This is a genomic window from Agarivorans sp. QJM3NY_30, from assembly GCF_050870855.2.
In the GTDB taxonomy this organism is placed as follows: Bacteria; Pseudomonadota; Gammaproteobacteria; order Enterobacterales; family Celerinatantimonadaceae; genus Agarivorans.
Window position 1 is genome coordinate 4618773 of the sequence record NZ_CP194038.2, and the last position, 16979, is coordinate 4635751.

At 46.0% G+C, this 16979-nt stretch carries 17 protein-coding genes; 5 read left to right on the top strand and 12 right to left on the bottom strand.

Annotation, left to right across the window (positions count from 1 at the left end; translation table 11 throughout):
• The first annotated feature begins 19 nt into the window (after positions 1–19).
• Complete coding sequence (locus ACRRSX_RS21055) at positions 20–445, top strand: DoxX family protein (RefSeq protein WP_432455646.1); 426 nt, start codon at positions 20–22, stop codon at positions 443–445.
• 401 nt (positions 446–846) lie between these two features.
• On the opposite strand, the gene ACRRSX_RS21060 is transcribed toward ACRRSX_RS21055, so the two are convergent.
• The gene (locus ACRRSX_RS21060) at positions 847–1638 is read right to left on the bottom strand and encodes a helix-turn-helix transcriptional regulator (protein WP_432455645.1); all 792 of its coding nucleotides are present in this window, start codon (positions 1636–1638) and stop codon (positions 847–849) included.
• A 3-nt stretch (positions 1639–1641) separates the two neighbouring features.
• The gene (locus ACRRSX_RS21065; protein ID WP_432455644.1) at positions 1642–2178 is read right to left on the bottom strand and encodes a YbhB/YbcL family Raf kinase inhibitor-like protein; all 537 of its coding nucleotides are present in this window, start codon (positions 2176–2178) and stop codon (positions 1642–1644) included.
• A 448-nt stretch (positions 2179–2626) separates the two neighbouring features.
• On the opposite strand from ACRRSX_RS21065, the gene ACRRSX_RS21070 reads away from it, so the two are divergent.
• Positions 2627–4033 carry a PocR ligand-binding domain-containing protein gene (locus tag ACRRSX_RS21070; protein ID WP_432455643.1) on the top strand — a complete coding sequence of 469 codons (1407 nt, stop codon included), beginning with the start codon at positions 2627–2629 and terminating at the stop codon, positions 4031–4033.
• 70 nt (positions 4034–4103) lie between these two features.
• Here ACRRSX_RS21070 and ACRRSX_RS21075 read toward each other — a convergent pair whose 3' ends face one another.
• Positions 4104–5009: a LysR family transcriptional regulator gene (locus tag ACRRSX_RS21075; protein ID WP_432455642.1), complete on the bottom strand. Its 906-nt coding sequence runs from the start codon at positions 5007–5009 to the stop codon at positions 4104–4106.
• A 100-nt stretch (positions 5010–5109) separates the two neighbouring features.
• Between ACRRSX_RS21075 and ACRRSX_RS21080 the strand changes: the two genes are divergently transcribed.
• The gene (locus ACRRSX_RS21080) at positions 5110–5904 is read left to right on the top strand and encodes a TSUP family transporter (protein WP_432455641.1); all 795 of its coding nucleotides are present in this window, start codon (positions 5110–5112) and stop codon (positions 5902–5904) included.
• Positions 5905–5958: 54 nt separating this feature from the next.
• Here the strand turns inward: ACRRSX_RS21080 and ACRRSX_RS21085 are convergent, their stop codons facing one another.
• The 3 genes from ACRRSX_RS21085 to ACRRSX_RS21095 all read right to left on the bottom strand — a co-directional run bounded on the left by ACRRSX_RS21085 (position 5959) and on the right by ACRRSX_RS21095 (position 8099).
• A complete protein-coding gene (locus tag ACRRSX_RS21085) occupies positions 5959–6504 on the bottom strand; it encodes a DUF2301 domain-containing membrane protein (protein WP_432455640.1) in 546 nt (181 codons plus the stop codon).
• A gap of 21 nt (positions 6505–6525) precedes the next feature.
• Complete coding sequence (locus ACRRSX_RS21090; protein ID WP_432455639.1) at positions 6526–7056, bottom strand: hypothetical protein; 531 nt, start codon at positions 7054–7056, stop codon at positions 6526–6528.
• Positions 7057–7208: 152 nt separating this feature from the next.
• A complete protein-coding gene (locus tag ACRRSX_RS21095) occupies positions 7209–8099 on the bottom strand; it encodes a LysR family transcriptional regulator (RefSeq protein ID WP_432455638.1) in 891 nt (296 codons plus the stop codon).
• A gap of 96 nt (positions 8100–8195) precedes the next feature.
• Between ACRRSX_RS21095 and ACRRSX_RS21100 the strand changes: the two genes are divergently transcribed.
• Together ACRRSX_RS21100 and ACRRSX_RS21105 are read left to right on the top strand one after the other, a co-directional pair.
• Positions 8196–9155 (top strand): nitrilase family protein, encoded by a 960-nt coding sequence (locus tag ACRRSX_RS21100; RefSeq protein WP_432455637.1) that lies wholly within the window; start codon positions 8196–8198, stop codon positions 9153–9155.
• Positions 9156–9609: 454 nt separating this feature from the next.
• Positions 9610–10137 (top strand): GNAT family N-acetyltransferase, encoded by a 528-nt coding sequence (locus ACRRSX_RS21105; RefSeq protein ID WP_432455636.1) that lies wholly within the window; start codon positions 9610–9612, stop codon positions 10135–10137.
• A gap of 72 nt (positions 10138–10209) precedes the next feature.
• Here the strand turns inward: ACRRSX_RS21105 and ACRRSX_RS21110 are convergent, their stop codons facing one another.
• The 6 genes from ACRRSX_RS21110 to ACRRSX_RS21135 all read right to left on the bottom strand — a co-directional run bounded on the left by ACRRSX_RS21110 (position 10210) and on the right by ACRRSX_RS21135 (position 16952).
• Positions 10210–11556, bottom strand: coding sequence for a class II 3-deoxy-7-phosphoheptulonate synthase (locus ACRRSX_RS21110; protein WP_432455635.1), 1347 nt, complete (start codon positions 11554–11556; stop codon positions 10210–10212).
• 276 nt (positions 11557–11832) lie between these two features.
• Positions 11833–12438, bottom strand: coding sequence for a GNAT family N-acetyltransferase (locus ACRRSX_RS21115; RefSeq protein WP_432455634.1), 606 nt, complete (start codon positions 12436–12438; stop codon positions 11833–11835).
• A gap of 176 nt (positions 12439–12614) precedes the next feature.
• On the bottom strand, positions 12615–13751 hold the full coding sequence (locus ACRRSX_RS21120) for an ABC transporter ATP-binding protein (RefSeq protein ID WP_432455633.1): 1137 nt from the start codon (positions 13749–13751) through the stop codon (positions 12615–12617).
• Position 13752: 1 nt separating this feature from the next.
• The gene (locus ACRRSX_RS21125; RefSeq protein ID WP_432455632.1) at positions 13753–15093 is read right to left on the bottom strand and encodes a GH1 family beta-glucosidase; all 1341 of its coding nucleotides are present in this window, start codon (positions 15091–15093) and stop codon (positions 13753–13755) included.
• A gap of 4 nt (positions 15094–15097) precedes the next feature.
• Positions 15098–15949 carry a carbohydrate ABC transporter permease gene (locus ACRRSX_RS21130; RefSeq protein WP_432455631.1) on the bottom strand — a complete coding sequence of 284 codons (852 nt, stop codon included), beginning with the start codon at positions 15947–15949 and terminating at the stop codon, positions 15098–15100.
• A gap of 1 nt (position 15950) precedes the next feature.
• Entirely contained in the window at positions 15951–16952 is a 1002-nt protein-coding gene (locus ACRRSX_RS21135) for a carbohydrate ABC transporter permease (protein ID WP_432455630.1), read from the bottom strand.
• Between the last annotated feature and the right edge of the window lie 27 nt (positions 16953–16979).

Consider the following 16979-nt stretch of genomic DNA (forward strand, 5'->3'; position numbering starts at 1 on the left):
AGAGACACATTAGGAGTAAATGATGTACCTTTTAGATAAACTTGAGTCTTGGTTCGATTTTCCAAACTTAGGAAAATTGGTGTTGCGTGTCAGTTTCAGTGGCATGCTTTTGCTTCACGGCATCCATAAAATAATTGCAGGCACCGGATTTATTCAAGGACTGTTCGTTAACTTAGGCTTACCAGGCTATTTTGCTTACGCCGTATTTTTAGGTGAAGTTGTCGCGCCAATCCTTATTATTTTAGGGATTTATACACGCGTCTGCGCAGGCATAACGATAGGAACCTGTCTAGTGATCATCGGCCTGATGCATATAGATGACTTTTTCACTCTCACTCGTACAGGCGCTTGGTCAGTCGAAAGTATTGCCACATATTTATTTGCTGCAATAACCCTACTGCTAATCGGCCCCGGCAAATATGCGCTGCGTCCTGACGCTAGATAATATGCTCTGTCAATTCGCTCGTCTTAGGCGAGCGAATCAAAACCCCCGCTTATCGCATGAGTAAACTAAACATTTCGACAATGCTGCATACTCAACAACTAAATTTAAGAAAAAAGCGAACCACGTTGTAGTTTCCAAACCAAATGCGTGGCCTCGCTAGGTAAGTCTCTGGTGGTATGACTTGCGGCTCACGATATTGCATTTTGCTTTGTCCACGATGCGAGCTATCGGTTTCGCGGTAAGCATCCAATAACTGAAAGCGCAAAAGATTGATTCTGATTTAGGCAACGATACCAACCACATATAGTCATCAAGAGTCGCAGCAAATAAGATTCTTTTGAAGCCAATGTTCCCTAAACGTTGACACACTCCCACCATCATCTAAAGCGCGCAGTGCCAGGTTATTCAATAAGCGCTAAGGTGTCTCGATATTGCTTTGGGCTTAAACCAAAATGTTCGGTAAAGCGCTGGCTAAAACGACTCTGCGAGAGATAACCACAAGCAATAGCTAGCTCTAATTGATTGGCAAGACCAGCTTGCATTAAGCCAAGCGCATGATTCATTCGTAGCTCGCGCAATAATACTCCAAACTGAGTATTTTCCGCTTTTAAGCGGCGGATTAAAGTCGCCCGACTGATCGCAAAATGCAGACAAGCATCGTCGATCAGGCTTGGCGCTGCCAGATTTGGTTGCAAGAACCGACATAGCTGCTGGCTAAAACTGAGCACAGCAGTGGGAAATAGCAAATGCAGCGCCCCCTCCTCGGCTAACTGCTGGTATACGCCAGCAACCCAATGACTCTGCACCGCATCACTGATTAAACTGAGATCGATCGCACTCAGTGACAATAATGTTTGCTGCATCGCAGGACTAAGGGTGACCACAGGGATGAAACGCTTGGATACCGCCAAGCTACGCTTTAACATCGACGCTTCGGGGGCAATATGAAAACAAAACTGCGTCGAGTGAAAGCACTGCTCAAGGGGCAGATTGACAAAGGTAAAGCGCTCATGGGCCGCCACAATGAACAGATGACTAGCATCCAAATCCAACGCGCCTTGGCGATAACTCAGCTGCTTAGTGCCCTTACGTACCCAGATAATACTGGGTACTAATAAGGAGACATTACGTAAACGCTGCTGATAAACGCCCTGATAATACACCACCTCCAAGGCCTTACTCGCTTTCACCATCTGTTATTCACGCACATAAGTCGCAGTTAACTTGGCCTTTGCTAAGGCCGAAGCATTAAGATTGTAGCCAGCAACAGCCTGACTAGCATTCACATCAAGTTTAAGCGATTCGGTCGGCAAGGCCCATAGGGTAAACACATAGCGGTGCATACCGTGCCCCTTGGGCGGACAGGCACCTCCAAAACTGGCACTGCCATAGTCATTGTTCAATTCAAGACCACCCAATTTTTTAATATCAACCCCCGCAGCGAGTTGTCGAGTGCTAGCTGGAATATCGATAGCGATCCAATGCCACCAACCACTGCCCGTTGGCGCGTCAGGATCATAAACGGTCAGAGCAAAACTTTTGGTGCCTTCGGGAACGTCTCGCCAATTCAGCTGAGGCGACTGATTTCCCCCATTACAACCAAAACCCTGATACTCAAATTTGGCATCCATTTTTTGCCCTTCCGCAATATCTGGGCTACTCAGCTGTAAGGCTTGACTACTCATCGAAAGCAAACTCGCCCATCCCAATAAAGCTAAACTGATATATTTCATCGCTTACTCCTGTATGAATGATTAACAACCTGAATAAGCATAGCCCAGCCGAAGGGATATTAATGGCCAATAAGTTTCAAATTTAACCAAAAATCAGACGAAGTTGATACTTTTAGTTAATAGGACTATTTCGCTTGATAGCGTGCTAGAAATACCAAGCTTTTAAAGCTTTAGAAACCATTTCACACCGCTTTTAGTTCAATAAAAACACCTTTATCTTGCGCCAATATCAAATAGCTTTCGCCTTAATTGTAAAAATTAGTCTTTTTTGACAAAAATAATTGTAAAAAATAATCCTATGTTTTTTATTGTGCGGCAAGCACTTGATTTTCATTAACATGATCAACAATCTACGACATCAGTATCTAAATTTACTATCACCGATCCGTGCTCTGCTGCGCATGATATGAGTCCGGATAATACTTTAAAGAAGAGTTAGGGTAAGCTAATGTCGAATGCACAAATGATATTTTTTGGTCTTTTTTTTATTGTTGCAAGCTCTGTTGTCCGCTACTTTTACAAGAATAAAATTGCCTCCGCTAAAGAATCGATGCATGCCAATAAAATCCCTCCACATGCCTCTTTATCGATCGAAATAAAAACCATCGATGAACAATTAAAACACGTGAATATTCAACCGAAAACCGCATCGACTCAAAATAACGCAAAGTATTCAGTGAAAGACCTAATTGATGTTGAATTATTGCAGCAAGTTCAAGATGCCTTTTCCAATGCCTTTGGTGTCGCCAGTATCACCGTTGATGATCAAGGTGCTCCAATCACAAAGCCAAGTAACTTTATGTCATTTTGCATGGAATTAAACCGCGGTAATCCTGAAGGTTTAAAATTATGTTGCCAGTGTGATGCGGGGGGTGGAACCTTAGCGGCAAACCTGTCGAAACCTGCGATATACCGTTGCCATAGTGGGCTGGTCGATTTTGCGGTGCCAATTATCATTGAAGATAAACAAGTGGGCAGTATCGTCGGAGGGCAAGTTCTCACCGAAGCCCCCGATCTCGATAAATTTCGAGCGCATGCTAGAAAACTGAATATTGACGAAGATAAATATCTTGAAGCCTTAAGTAAAGTGTCTATTATTTCACCCGATAAACTGATCTCTGCAGCCCAGCTACTTGAACTCATTGCCAAGGCTTTTTCTCAAACGGGATTAAAAACAAGAAAATTGCTCGATGCCTCCTTATCAGGCCTAAGTGAAATGACCAGCAGCATTACGCTGGTATCTAATTCTTCAAACCAAATAAAGGGAAGTTTGCAACAAGTCGCCACAAAATCCTCTGCGATGTCGAACACCGTAAAAGAAATTTCCGACAATGCCAGTAAAAGCCGAACCATTGTTTTGCAAGCAGTGGAAAAGGTGAAACACTCGACCAAACAAATGGATAATCTAGAATCCGCGGCACAAGAAATCGGCATGGTATTAGAGACAATTAGTAAGATCTCCAGCCAGGTCGATCTCCTCTCTTTAAATGCCGCGATTGAAGCCGCTCGGGCTGGAGACGCTGGCCGAGGATTTGCGGTCGTAGCCAATGAAGTGAAGCACCTCGCAGGCCAAACTCAGGATGCTTCTATTGATATTGGTACTAAAATACACGACATTCAACAAGCATCAAGCGATGCTCAAGCCAATATTTCACTGATTAATCAAGTCATCAAACAAGTTGATGATACGGTACTCGCCATTGAAAGTGCAGTTAAAACCCAAGCCAATATGGCAGAAGAAATGTCAGAGAATATTTTGCAGACCTCCACCGAAATGGAAACCGTAGATAACGACATGCAACATGCAGCCAGCGTGGCACAGAAGTTAACCACGAGTCTGGAACAGAGCTTATGATGACAGTGGCATGGCTATAAGCAAATATAAACACCGCCTGATGCCACCAGTCAGAAAACAGAGGCCCGCGCTAAGCAAGCCTTTGCCTAAGCTTTTCTTTTAAAAAATCGAGAAAAACGGTCACTTTTTTAGCTCGATGATCGCTATCGGCGGAAAGCAGGGCAACAATATCCGCCGCAGCTAAGCTGTAATCGGGCAATAGCGGCAACAGTTGCCCTTGGGCCAACTCTTTATTCACATCCCAGCCAGAGCGCAACATCAGCCCTCGTCCAGCAAGACACCAGTCTTTCGTCACTTGACCCACATTACTCGCCAGATGAGGTTCAACTCTGACCGAATGGGGCGTCCTGGTGGCGGTTTCAGTAAAACGCCACATGCTGGCATCCTCATCGTTTTCTCTGAGCACAATACAGCGATGCTGGGCTAAATCGGCTGGCTTGACGAGGGCCGGAGCCGTGGCGAGGTAGCTTGGAGATGCCAGCAATAATCTTTGATTTTGCGCCAAGACCACACGCTTTAATGATGAATCCTGCAGCGCGCCAATATACAACAGCAAGTCAGGACTCTGATGCACCGACCATTTTGGGGCATCAGACAGAATTAATTCAATCTCGGTTAAGGGATAAAGTTGTTGAAATTCGCCAATAATTGGCCCGATATGCTTTGTCCCTAGTCCCAGTGGTGCCACCAGCCGAAGATGGCCGGAAACGGTCAGTTTGTTGGTTGAAATATCCTCACTAATCGCTGCCAGATGAGTTAACAGCAAACGGCCTCTTTCCGCCAACAGCTGCCCTTCACTGGTCAGCGATATCGCTCGGGCGGTTCGCTCCACCAAGCTAACCCCTAGCTTTTGTTCAATCGTTTTGAGGCGTTGCGACACACTCGGCGGAGTCACATTCATTGTTCGCGCCGCCGCAGCCAAAGACCGACTGGCCGCAATAACGACAAAAAATTGCAGATCCTGAGAATTAAGCATTAAGCTTCACCTTAATGATGGAATAAAGATCTGTTAATTTAACTACATGCTTAGCCATGTTACAACTATTGCCAGTTATTCAATTATCATGGAAAAATCGATGCAAACCAGTCTACTTGCCGAGCTGAACAGCAATATTTATCTGATCTTGTTTGTGGTCGCGATTGTCGCGGGCGTGGTGGATGCAATTGCTGGCGGAGGCGGACTGATTGCCGTGCCAGGCTTGATGCTCGCCGGACTTCCTGCGATGACAGTACTAGGAACCAACCGCTTTCAGGCGGTGATCGGAGAGCTCACCACCGCCCTCAGTTTTTTATTGCACAAGCAATTGAACCTGAAGGGGCTGGGTCTGGGGATCGCCACTACTGCCGCGGGAGCCTTAGCGGGATCCTACTGCGTCAGTCTGTTTAATAAAGAGCTATTGGAAGTGCTGTTACCTGTTTTAATGTTGGCGATCACCGTTTATTCGATCCTGTCCAAACAATTAAAAACCAGTGCGGCCTCACCAGCCAAGCTCTCCATCACCCAATTTATGCTGATATGCGGGCCGATCATTGGCTTCTACAATGGATTCTTTGGACCCGGAACTGGCTCAATCTGGATGATAGCCTTTGTCATGTTATTAGGTCATACCCTCAAACAAGCCACCATGATGACCAAGCCCCTCAATTTAATGGGGAATATCATCTCGCTAGTGTTTTTCATTCATCTGGGAAGTATTGATTATGCTATCGGACTCACCATGGGGGTAGGACAAGTCTTAGGCTCACTACTGGGCAGTCGACTGGTGATGTCGCAAGGAAATCGACTGATAAGACCGGTATTTATCTCGGTTACGCTACTGATGAGCGCCAAGCTACTGTACGAGCAACTACCGCTCAATCTACTCGCCTAAGCGCAGTAAACCGCTTGTGCTTGGCAATACCAGCGCTGCGCTTGTTCACAGCGGCTACAATTGGTAATTGCTGCGCTTGCCAATATCAAAGTGCAGCGGCTGCTTGAGTTTCTGATAGGCAATAATCACGCAGCCAATGCTGATGAAACATAGCAAAGGCAGCCGCAATTGACTCCAGGGACTTAAATAAATTAACCAATCCGCCAGTAATACCGTGGGCAACCAACGCAGTAGACCTAAATCGAAGCAAAAGCTCTCTTTATAGACCAAGGCCGATACCACCACATAAAAAGCCCCCATCGCGAGGCTTGCCAGTAGCGGCCAATGCCATAGATAGAAAAGTAAACTTAACCAAAGTGCCGCCCATCCACAGGCTTGCACTAAGTAACGAATCGATTTGCTGTAAATATGTAAATTGTGTGCCAACAAACTACAAGCCGCGGCTAATAGCCATAAGGGCTGCCTAATGGCATGCTGATAAATACCGCTGTAAGCGGCCCAGGCAAAGGCAAAAGCCAGCACTAGCCAGCCTAAGCGATAAGACAAGACACTCAATTTATCGATACTATCTAAGTTTTCCTGATGTTCGGTGTTGGCCACAATACTGCCCTTATTTGCTTATCAATGACGACTTAAGTCGCGTGCTAAAATCAGCGCCAAGCCAATAATTTGTAGAAATAATGCTAAATTTCTCAAAGCTGAAATGGTCGCCATTTGCTCAGTATAACGACTGCTTAAATCGATATTCTGCAAATACCAATGATCAATGCGCTGGCGCAAACTATTTTGAATTTTATCAATAAAAAAGTCCAGACTCGCCAGATTATCCAAACTTATGGCCGAAATTTCCCCTTGCTCCAACCAATACTGCAAATCTTTAGCGACCAGCTGCTGTACATGAACGGGGATCGAGCGCTGAGTCTGAGCTTCACTCGCCAGCAGGCTATAGATCAGTTCTCGTTTGCGCTCTAATCCGTCAACTTGTTGCCAGGTTTGTCCGATTAATTTGTCATGCTGCTGCTGGCGTTGCACCATTCCATGGGCATCTTGACTGACCCGGTCAATATAAAAATTGGTCATTAAGGCGGCCACAATATTAAACAGCAAACCGATTAATACCACCCATTGGGTTCGCGTCAAAGCCCAGGCCATCTTCACTATCCTTAATCATTGAACGATGCTTAAGTTTAGCGACAGATTAACTAAAAGATCGGTCTTGCAGATAAATTGCTCACAAGCACGGTCGCGATCAAAATCACCACAGAGCCCAATAAACCCCGACCCAAGCTTTCATCCAGAAACATCTAATGACCGCCCAGCGGGATCATTTCATTGATAGAGACTGCATTGATAAACTGATCACGCACCCCGTCCTGTTGGCTATCGTTCCAAATTAAACCGACATCCCAAACAGCATCAGGACCATGAATCGGGATTAAACGGATATTATCTTGGCAGATGGTACTGGTACTTTGAGGAACAATGGTATAGCCGAGATCCGCAGAAACTAAAGTCAGCAAGGTCAGGATATCATTCGCCTCTTGCGTCGCTCTTACGCTAAGTTGGTTTGCACTAAAATAGCGCTCAATTTGAGTCGCTAAACCCTGTCCACGAGAAGGGCGCAGTTGTAGATAATTTAGCTTAGCCAATGACGCCAAAATATTAGATTCGTCGACCCTTTGACTGCTGTTCACCGCAATAGCCAAACCATCGGAAAACAGCTGCATGCCTTTTAAAGGCGGCTTAATATCCGGCAAACGGTTAAAGCTCAAGTGCAAGTCACCATCGAGCAAAGCCTCCACTTGGTCCGATGAAGGGAGGTCATTTAGCGTGATATGAACATGGGGAAATTGCTGCTTAAATTTAGCGATCAGTAAAGGAGCCTGAAGATAAGTTGAAATACCAAAACCAACCTTTAAATGGCCATACTCACCTGCAGCAACACAACTGGCCAAACGCTCGAAACTTACAAATCGAGCGGTGAGGCTTACAGCTTCCGGCAAAAGGCTTGCGCCCGCTTGAGTCAACTCGGCACCATTCCTTCCGCGAGTAAACAATGCCACCCCAATGCTCTCTTCTAAGCGTTTAATTTTTTTAGTCAATGCTGATTGACTGATAAAAAGGCGAGCCGCAGCGAGCGTGTAATTTCTATCTTTTGCAAGCTGACAGAAAGCCTGAATAAGATCGATATCCATTCCATTTACTCATCAATAGTTGAGAATTATTCATTATACGGAATGAAATGAAATTTCTACACTTACTCATCCCGTTTGTTTTAGAAAGAGGTCAACATGAAAGATCTACGCGTCGCTTCCGTCCAGTTTAATCATAAAGCCGATGATAAATCCTTCAATCTATCGGTGATACAAAACTATGTCATCTCGGCAGCAGCACAAGCTGTAAAAATCATCGTCTTTCCAGAAATGTGCATTACTGGCTACTGGCATGTTTCTCAGTTGAGTGAAGACGCGATCAGAGGGCTAGCAGAACCCGTTCCGCAAGGACCAAGCTGCCAACATTTATTAGATTTAGCCAAGCGATATCAGATGACTATTGGCGCAGGCTTAATTGAGTTAGCCGACAATAACCAACTATTTAATACCTATGTGATGGCAATGCCCGATGGTCGCCTAGAGAAACATCGAAAACTACATACCTTTATTAGCCAATACATGTCGAGTGGCGATCGTTATACTGTTTTCGACACTCCGCACGGTTGCCGTGTCGGTATCTTGATCTGCTGGGACAATAACTTGGTTGAGAATGCTCGAATCACGGCCCTGATGGGCGCTGACATTCTCATTGCGCCCCACCAAACTGGCGGCTGTAACTCGCGCAGCCCTCAAGCCATGGGGCTCATCGACCCACAACTTTGGCATCAACGTAAACAAAATCCACATGCGCTACGGGCTGAAATGCAAGGCAAAAAAGGACGTCAATGGCTGATGCGTTGGTTACCTGCTCGGGCGCACGACAATGGAATGTTCCTGATATTTAGTAATGGCGTTGGTTTAGATTTAGATGAAGTACGGACCGGCAATGCCATGGTACTGAACCCATATGGAGAAGTGATTGTTGAATCTGACAAGATCGACAATGACATGGTTGTAGCCGATCTAAAAGGCGATGAATTGGAAATGTGCACCGGTCGACGATGGATCCGCGGACGTCGCCCAAGCTTATATCATCCCATCTGCGAAACCACTGATGACCAACTAAATCCATATGCAGCGAGGTTTCAGGAAAACTAACGAAACAGAACCGTGGATCGGCGCTTGCGTCAGCCGCTCCACTGGTATTCAGTGCCCATAGAAAACCACTCGCGCAACCCCATATGGCTGGTTTCCACCAGATATGTCAAGTTGACAAACATCGTCCATTTAGGAAACATGTGCAACTTAAAACATGACGCGCAAGATCAGTATTTTTCTACTTTTAACCTCTGTTTGAATCAGCGATTCATCTCAAATAATTCGCCTTTACAGAAAGCCATAACAATTAAAACGGGACACACAAAAACAGGTCATCGTTTGGTGCAAAGTCAAACGGCATCGATGAAATTTTTGAAGCTTAACTGCAATTTGTAGAGCCGACTGATTCGCCCAACCAGTCCATCTTCAGCAGTTAAATAACCTTGCTACTATCGTCGTGCCCCACGACCAACCCAGCGCTCTTTTGCGAGCCTTAAAAATTAGGAGTTAGACGGTGTTATTTTTAAGAAAACCAAAGCCAGAGGATGCTGAATCGATCAAAGCGCTCTATCAAGCAAGCACTTCGCTTCATCAGCCATGGAGCTATCCACCAAGCAACTATGCAGGTTATCTGGCAGATGAATATCGCTATTTTCTCTGTCTCACAGAGAGCGGTGATATTGTAGGAACCTTCAATATTTCTGGCGTGGTAAGAGGCTATTTTCAATCTGCATATTTAGGCTACGAAGTATTCATGCCCTATCAAGGAAAAGGGTATATGACGATTGGTATAAGACTATTACTAGAAGAAGCTTTTTTCCAACTGAAGCTACATCGCTTGGAAGCCAATATTCAGCCCGAAAATACAAGCTCAATTAAACTGGTATCAAAAGCGGGATTTGAGAACGAAGGGTATTCGAAGCATTATTTAAACATTGGCGGATTCGGCTGGAAAGATCACCAGCGCTGGGCCATCGTTAATCATCAATGGTCAAGCGGCGAATCTAAAAGCAATAGAGCAATCAATCACCATCGAGGCTAAAACGGCGCATCTAAAATCATTCAAAGCAGACAAAAAAGCCACCCATAGGTGGCTTAGTCTAGCATCGCTGGTTTAGCGAGCCGCTTTAATATGATCCGCAATTAAAAACGCCAGCTCCAAAGCCTGATCGGCATTTAAGCGGGGATCACAATAAGTATGGTAGCGCTGCGCCAAGTCGTGTTCGGTGATTTGGAAAGCACCACCAACACATTCGGTGACATTACGACCAGTCATTTCAAAATGCACGCCGCCCGCGTAAGACCCTTCGGATTTGTGGATCTGGAAGAACTGTTGCACTTCGCGTAATACATCATCGACTCGACGCGTTTTGTAACCATTCGGAGCTTTAATGGTATTGCCATGCATTGGGTCACAGCTCCAGACCACATTTTTACCTTCGCGTTCTACCGCTTGAATTAGTCCTGGAAGATGATCCGCTACCTTGTCGGCCCCCATCCGAACAATCAGGTTTAAACGGCCTGCTTCGTTCTCTGGGTTAATAATGTCGATAATTCGTAATAACTCTTCAGGATCGGTGGTTGGCCCTGCTTTTAAGCCAATTGCATTTTCCACACCGCGCAAGAATTCGATATGAGCATGATCGATTTGACGAGTACGGTCGCCGATCCACAACATATGCGCCGAACAATCGTACCACTTACCAGTTAAGCTATCACAACGGGTTAAAGCTTGCTCATAGGGCAGAAGTAAAGCTTCGTGCGAAGTATACAAAGTAGTTTCACGCAGCTGCGGAGCGGTCGCCGGATTAATACCACAGGCATTCATAAAGGCTAAAGACTCTTCGATGCTACTCGCAATACTTTCGTAACGCTCTCCTAAGGGACTTTTTTTGATGAAATCCAAGTTCCACTTGTGAACTTTATTCAAGTCAGCCAAACCGCCTTGAGCGAAGGCTCGTAGCAAGTTGAGCGTTGACGTTGATTGATTGTAGGCGCGTAACATCCGCTCTGGATCCGGCACCCGGCTCTGTTCACTAAAACCGATTTCATTAATGATATCGCCTCGGTAAGAAGGCCAGCTCACCCCATCTATGGTTTCCATATCGTCACTACGCGGCTTGGCAAATTGCCCGGCAATACGACCAATTTTCACCACCGGTTTTTGACCACCAAAGGTCAAAACTACTGCCATTTGCATTAAGGCTTTAAAAGTATCGCGAATATGACTGGTTCTAAATTCGTCAAAACTTTCGGCGCAATCGCCCCCTTGCAACAAAAACGCTTCACCCTGAGCTACTTTTGCTAAATCTTTACGTAGCGCTCGCGCTTCACCTGCAAATACCAACGGTGGCTGGTCGGCCAAATATTGCTCGGTCTGTTGTAGCTTTTGTTGATCAGGGTAGGTGGGTAATTGTTTTACTGGTTTATCTCTCCAGCTTGAGGGTGTCCATTGCGTCATTACTGTTCCCGAGGATGTACTAAAAATACCCATAATAGGCATTATCCCGCACATGAAAAGCGCTAATTTCATTTTTTTTAATCATAGAAGTGAGTATCTATGCCGATGATTGAATAAAAAACCTCACAACACAGCAGTTATCAACAAAAACTGAATGATTGTTAGTTTAATTCTCTAATCTTTTTAGATAATGCCACAGCTAGCGCTGATTAGCCGCGCATATCAAGCCGTTTCACTGTGGCTATAGAAAAACCGTCGCCTCACCCAATACGGCCACTACCCCTGATAAACACCCAGTTTATACTGCAAAGATTGCTTTACCGTTGGCCATTCTTGTTGAGTAATCGAAAATACCACGGTATCGCGATAACGACCTTGGGCATCGATACTATGCTGTCGCAACACGCCATCTTGTTTTGCTCCAAGCCGAGCAATCGCATTACGTGAAGCATGATTATGCCAGTGAGTTCGAAACTCGACCGCAATCGAGTCTAAGAGCTCAAAAGCATAAGTTAGCAATAACAACTTACATTGGGTATTGACTGCCGAACGTTGATAGCTTTTGGCATACCAGGTGTAACCAATTTCTAAGCGGCGGTTGCTGGCATCCGCATTACAAAATCGAGTCGTCCCAATCACCTGCTTGCGGTGTTTATCAATCACCACAAAAGGCAAGGCTCGCCCTGCCTGTTGTTCGCCAAAGGCAGTTTCAAGATAATCATCGATCGATTCAGCGTTGGGTACCGAGGTATACCATAATTGGCTCAACTGGCCATCCGCTTCAGCGGCCAATAAGCCTGCTTTATGTTCAGCCTGCAACGGTAACAATAAGACATCTTCGGCGGTTAATTCCGTTTCAGTCAAATACTCGGTATTGCTCATGATTGGGTCCCTTCATCATGTTATCCACAAGACAAGCATATTAAAGTAAATAGCCGATGATACAACCCACCAAGGTAGGGCAAAGTAGATACATCAAGGGAAGCACGAATGCTTCCCTTGGTAAATTCATTACTCCTCACGGCCTGCTAAACTCAACTCAGCAGACAGGTACAACATTAACCAACTGAAGCAAGGCCCGCTCCGGCAGTGTTTGGAAATACAGCCAAGCTGTGTCCCTGTTTTAAATCAAACAGGTGTAGCGAGGTCATATCCACCACAAGATCCAGTTTATCGCCCTCGAGAACAAAGCTTTCGCTGGCAATTTCCGCCTGCATTGGACAGCCCGCAAACTCGCAGTTGAGTAGCATACTGGCACCTAATAGCTCTTTGTCTAGCAGCGTCACTGGCAACTTACTGATGTCAGTATGCCCGACTCGCTCAGCCCGAACATGCAAATCGGTTGGTCGTAAGCCCAGCTCCACCGCCTGACCAACGCTTGCTTTCTCTTTGAAACGTTCCGGTAACGGTAGGTAGTGACCACTGCATTGGATCTGCAGCTGCCCTTCATGCTGCTCTATGGTCGCCGCAAAAAAGTTCATCGTCGGATTACCAATAAAACCGGCTACAAATCGGTTATTCGGTTTACAGAATACCTCTTCTGGGCTACCAATTTGCGAGATCACCCCCTTATCCATAATCACGATACGATCGGCCAGGGTCATTGCCTCAATTTGATCGTGTGTGACATATAAGGTGGTAACACCTAACTCGCGGTGCAAAGCTTTAATTTCGGAGCGCATTTTGCCGCGTAACTTAGCGTCGAGGTTCGACAAGGGTTCATCAAACAAGAATAGCTTGGGAGTCCTCACCATGGCACGTCCCATTGCGACCCTTTGTCGCTGCCCACCCGAGAGCGCCTTAGGTTTGCGCTGGAGTAAGGTTTCAAGATTGAGCATCTTCGACGCCCATTGCACCCGTTCGTCAATGTCTTGCTGACTCATGCCTGATAATTTCAAGGCAAAAGCAATATTTTGATAGACCGTCATATGTGGATATAAGGCATAACTTTGAAAAACCATGGCAAGGTCACGGTCTTTAGGATTCACCTTATTAATCACTCGCCCACCCAAGACCACCTCACCGGAGCTAATATCTTCTAAACCTGCAACCATGCGTAAGGTTGTCGACTTACCACAACCCGAAGCACCGAGCAAAACCACAAACTCGCCATCGGCAATATGCAGGTCAAAGCCTTTTACCACCTCAACGTCACCATAATTCTTTTTCACATTCTTAAAATTTAAAGTACTCATCTCATAATCCTTTACGCTGCGCGAGGAATTGCGCAAATTGCAATCCACTCTGCTTAATCGTGCGTTGCTGAGTCTGATAGTCGACATGGATCAATCCAAAACGTTTGTCGTAACCAAAAGACCACTCAAAGTTATCCATCAGACTCCAGGCATAATAGGCACATACTGGAACGCCTTGTCGAACCGCATGATCAACCGCTTGTAGATGACTTTGGAAATAGTCGCAACGCTGCTGATCGTTGACCTTGCCATCAATCACCTGGTCGTCAGATGCCATGCCGTTCTCGGTAATGATCACTGGTGGCAGCGAATAGCGTTGATGCAATGCAAGCAATAGATCGCTTAAACCTTCGGGGTAAACTTCCCAACCCATAGCGGTGCGTTCCACATCATCTAATTTGACCCAGCGATAAAGCGTTTCAGGGTCGCTCGTAACAACTCTGCGGGTATAGTAATTAATGCCAATGAAATCCAAGGGTTGATGGATCAGCGCCAAATCGCCAGGCAGAATTAACGGCCACCACTGTGGCCGTAGCTGACGCATTAATTCTGGGTAAGTCCCTTCCAGAAGCGGTTGAATAAACCAATGGGTATCCTCTGCATCAGCGATGACCACCGCCGCTTCATCACTCGGCTTAAGTGGGTAAGCCGGTGAAAAATTAAGCACAATGCCATGTTTGGCGTGAGGCGCATTAGCGCGCATTTTGGGCAAAGCTAAGCCATGAGCTAACAGCAGATGATGCACCGCCTGAAAACCACAACGATCATCTTTTACACCCGGCGCATGGATACCAATGCGATAGCCTAAAAATGCACTACATAGAGGTTCGTTAAAGGTGGTAAAACTGTCAACCAGCTCCCCCAGCTCTTGGGTTACCACTGCCGCATATTCGGCAAATTTGTAAGCGGTTTCCCGATTTAACCAACCACCTCTGTCTTCTAAATACTGCGGAAGATCCCAGTGATAAAGGGTAACGTTGGCTTTAATCCCAAGTCGTTTCAGCGCCTCTAATTGCTCTCGATAGAAAGCTAAGCCAGCGGGATTCACCTTGCCATCGGGCTGGGGGATAATCCGCGGCCAAGAAATCGACAAACGGTAACAATCTAAATTGAGTTGCGAAATTAACTCGAAATCTTCAGGCCAACGCTCATAGTGTTGGCAAGCGATATCGCCTGTATCACCATTAGCGACCTTACCGGGGGTTGCGCAAAAGGTATCCCATATCGAGTCACTCTTACCATCACGATGTCTCGCCCCTTCAATTTGAAAGGCAGCAGTCGCGGCACCAAATTCAAATTCAGGGCGATACAGCACACTGTCTGGAGCAAACTTAAAACTCATCTAATTATCCTTTTACTGCGCCACTTGTCATACCACTAATCATCTGCTTAGACGCAAATAGATAGACCAATACAATCGGTAATATCGACAAGGTGGTCCCTAACATCACCGCGCCCCAAGGGGTATTCGGCAGGCCCTGTACACTGCGCAAGGCGGTGGTCAACACGAAATTTTCACTGCTGTTGAGCGCAATCAACGGCTGCAAGAACATATTCCAGAACATCACAAATTGAACAATACCCACCGTTGCCAATGCCGGACGCATCAGCGGTAACACCACCGACCAATAGGTCCGAAATTCACCAGCACCATCTAACTTCGCCGCTTCCAATAGCTCTTTGGGGATCGAGGCCACCACATATTGGCGGACCATGAAAATACAAAAAGGTGTCGCTGTGAAGGGCAGCCAAATTGCCACGTGGGTGTCCAGCAGTCCAAGGAACTTGATGGTCAGGAAGTAAGGAATAATCCCCACCACTGGTGGCACCATCATTGAGCCTATCAGCATTGCAAACAGAACATTTTTACCCTTGAAGCGATATACCCCAAAGGCGTAACCGCCCATGCTACAAAATAGTAAAGAGATCGTCGTTCCCAGTACCGAAACATAGATGCTGTTAAACATCGCCGACCAGAAAGGCATCACCTCTATCATTCGCTGGTAGTTGTAACCGAGACTATCGCCGATGCTCATGATCAGCTCGGTGCTAAAAATAGTGCTGCGATCATGGGTTGATAATAGTGCCGACCAAATGAACGGAAACACCGTAAAAAAGGCTGAAATACTCAGCACGGTGACGAGTAAATACAGACTAAATTTCTTCAACCAATAGAAAAAAATATCACGCTTATCCATGTTAGTTGTCTCCCATACCCTGTTTACCAAAGAAGAAAAAGTGGACTAGGGTAAAACCACCAATTAGCAGGAACAATAACCATGAAATCGCCGATGCAGTGCCCATTTCCAGCCATTCCCAACCGACTCGATACAGATACATAGCAATCGTTTGACCCGATTGCCCCACGCCGCCGGTACCACGGGTAAGGATGAAGGGTTCTTCAAACAACTGCAGATTCCCGATGATAGTCAGGGTAGTGGCAAAGAAGATGAAAGGACGCAACATGGGCAAAGAGATATACCAAAATTGTTGGGTCGCATTCGCGCCATCGATCCGAGCTGCCTCATACAGGTCTTTGGGAATGGTCATCAAACCCGTGGTGTAGAGCACAATATTGAAGCCGGTGTACTTCCAAAACACCACAAAAGCAATTGCCGGTTTCAAGGTGGCTTTTTCTTCCAACCAACGGATCGGCATGTACTGCTCTATCCAGCCAAAGGCCCAAGAAAACATATCTGACTGAGCTAAGGCTAATAAGACCTTGTTGATGATCCCCGAGTTAGGCGAATACATGTTGAAAAAGATCAACGAGACCGCCACCGTGGAGGTGATAAAAGGTAAAAAGAACGCCGATGTGAGCAAATGACGCGCCCGACTGCCCAAAGAGACCAAAATACAAGCCACCGGGATCGCCACCAAATGCTGAGCAAAACCGGAGGTTAATGCCAACCAAAAGGTGTTCTTTAAGGAACGCCATAACCATGGGTCGTCCAAGGCTAAAACGTAGTTCTCTAAGCCATTAAATTTCATGGAATCCAAGCCTGCCACCGGATTCCATTGGTGAAAGGAGAGAAACATAGAGAACAGTAAAGGGAATAAGCCAAATACCAAAAATAAAACCAGATAAGGGGCTAAAAATAGATAGGGAGCCAGCCGCTCTCGGCCCCCCTGTTCAAACCAATGTCGCAAAGTGCCAGTCCTAGGCTCAAAGCGAGTTGCATCTTTCGTTGTTGACGACATAACAATATCCCTAACAGCTTGGCCTGG

Coding starts and splice junctions, on each gene's coding strand:
- ACRRSX_RS21130 (WP_432455631.1), bottom strand. CDS start 15,949: ATGGATAAGCGTGATATTTTTTTCTATTGGTTGAAGAAATTTAGTCTG.
- ACRRSX_RS21125 (WP_432455632.1), bottom strand. CDS start 15,093: ATGAGTTTTAAGTTTGCTCCAGACAGTGTGCTGTATCGCCCTGAATTT.
- ACRRSX_RS21065 (WP_432455644.1), bottom strand. CDS start 2,178: ATGAAATATATCAGTTTAGCTTTATTGGGATGGGCGAGTTTGCTTTCG.
- ACRRSX_RS21080 (WP_432455641.1), top strand. CDS start 5,110: ATGCAAACCAGTCTACTTGCCGAGCTGAACAGCAATATTTATCTGATC.
- ACRRSX_RS21055 (WP_432455646.1), top strand. CDS start 20: ATGATGTACCTTTTAGATAAACTTGAGTCTTGGTTCGATTTTCCAAAC.
- ACRRSX_RS21075 (WP_432455642.1), bottom strand. CDS start 5,009: ATGCTTAATTCTCAGGATCTGCAATTTTTTGTCGTTATTGCGGCCAGT.
- ACRRSX_RS21095 (WP_432455638.1), bottom strand. CDS start 8,099: ATGGATATCGATCTTATTCAGGCTTTCTGTCAGCTTGCAAAAGATAGA.
- ACRRSX_RS21100 (WP_432455637.1), top strand. CDS start 8,196: ATGAAAGATCTACGCGTCGCTTCCGTCCAGTTTAATCATAAAGCCGAT.
- ACRRSX_RS21060 (WP_432455645.1), bottom strand. CDS start 1,638: ATGGTGAAAGCGAGTAAGGCCTTGGAGGTGGTGTATTATCAGGGCGTT.
- ACRRSX_RS21120 (WP_432455633.1), bottom strand. CDS start 13,751: ATGAGTACTTTAAATTTTAAGAATGTGAAAAAGAATTATGGTGACGTT.
- ACRRSX_RS21070 (WP_432455643.1), top strand. CDS start 2,627: ATGTCGAATGCACAAATGATATTTTTTGGTCTTTTTTTTATTGTTGCA.
- ACRRSX_RS21135 (WP_432455630.1), bottom strand. CDS start 16,952: ATGTCGTCAACAACGAAAGATGCAACTCGCTTTGAGCCTAGGACTGGC.
- ACRRSX_RS21110 (WP_432455635.1), bottom strand. CDS start 11,556: ATGACGCAATGGACACCCTCAAGCTGGAGAGATAAACCAGTAAAACAA.
- ACRRSX_RS21115 (WP_432455634.1), bottom strand. CDS start 12,438: ATGAGCAATACCGAGTATTTGACTGAAACGGAATTAACCGCCGAAGAT.
- ACRRSX_RS21090 (WP_432455639.1), bottom strand. CDS start 7,056: ATGGCCTGGGCTTTGACGCGAACCCAATGGGTGGTATTAATCGGTTTG.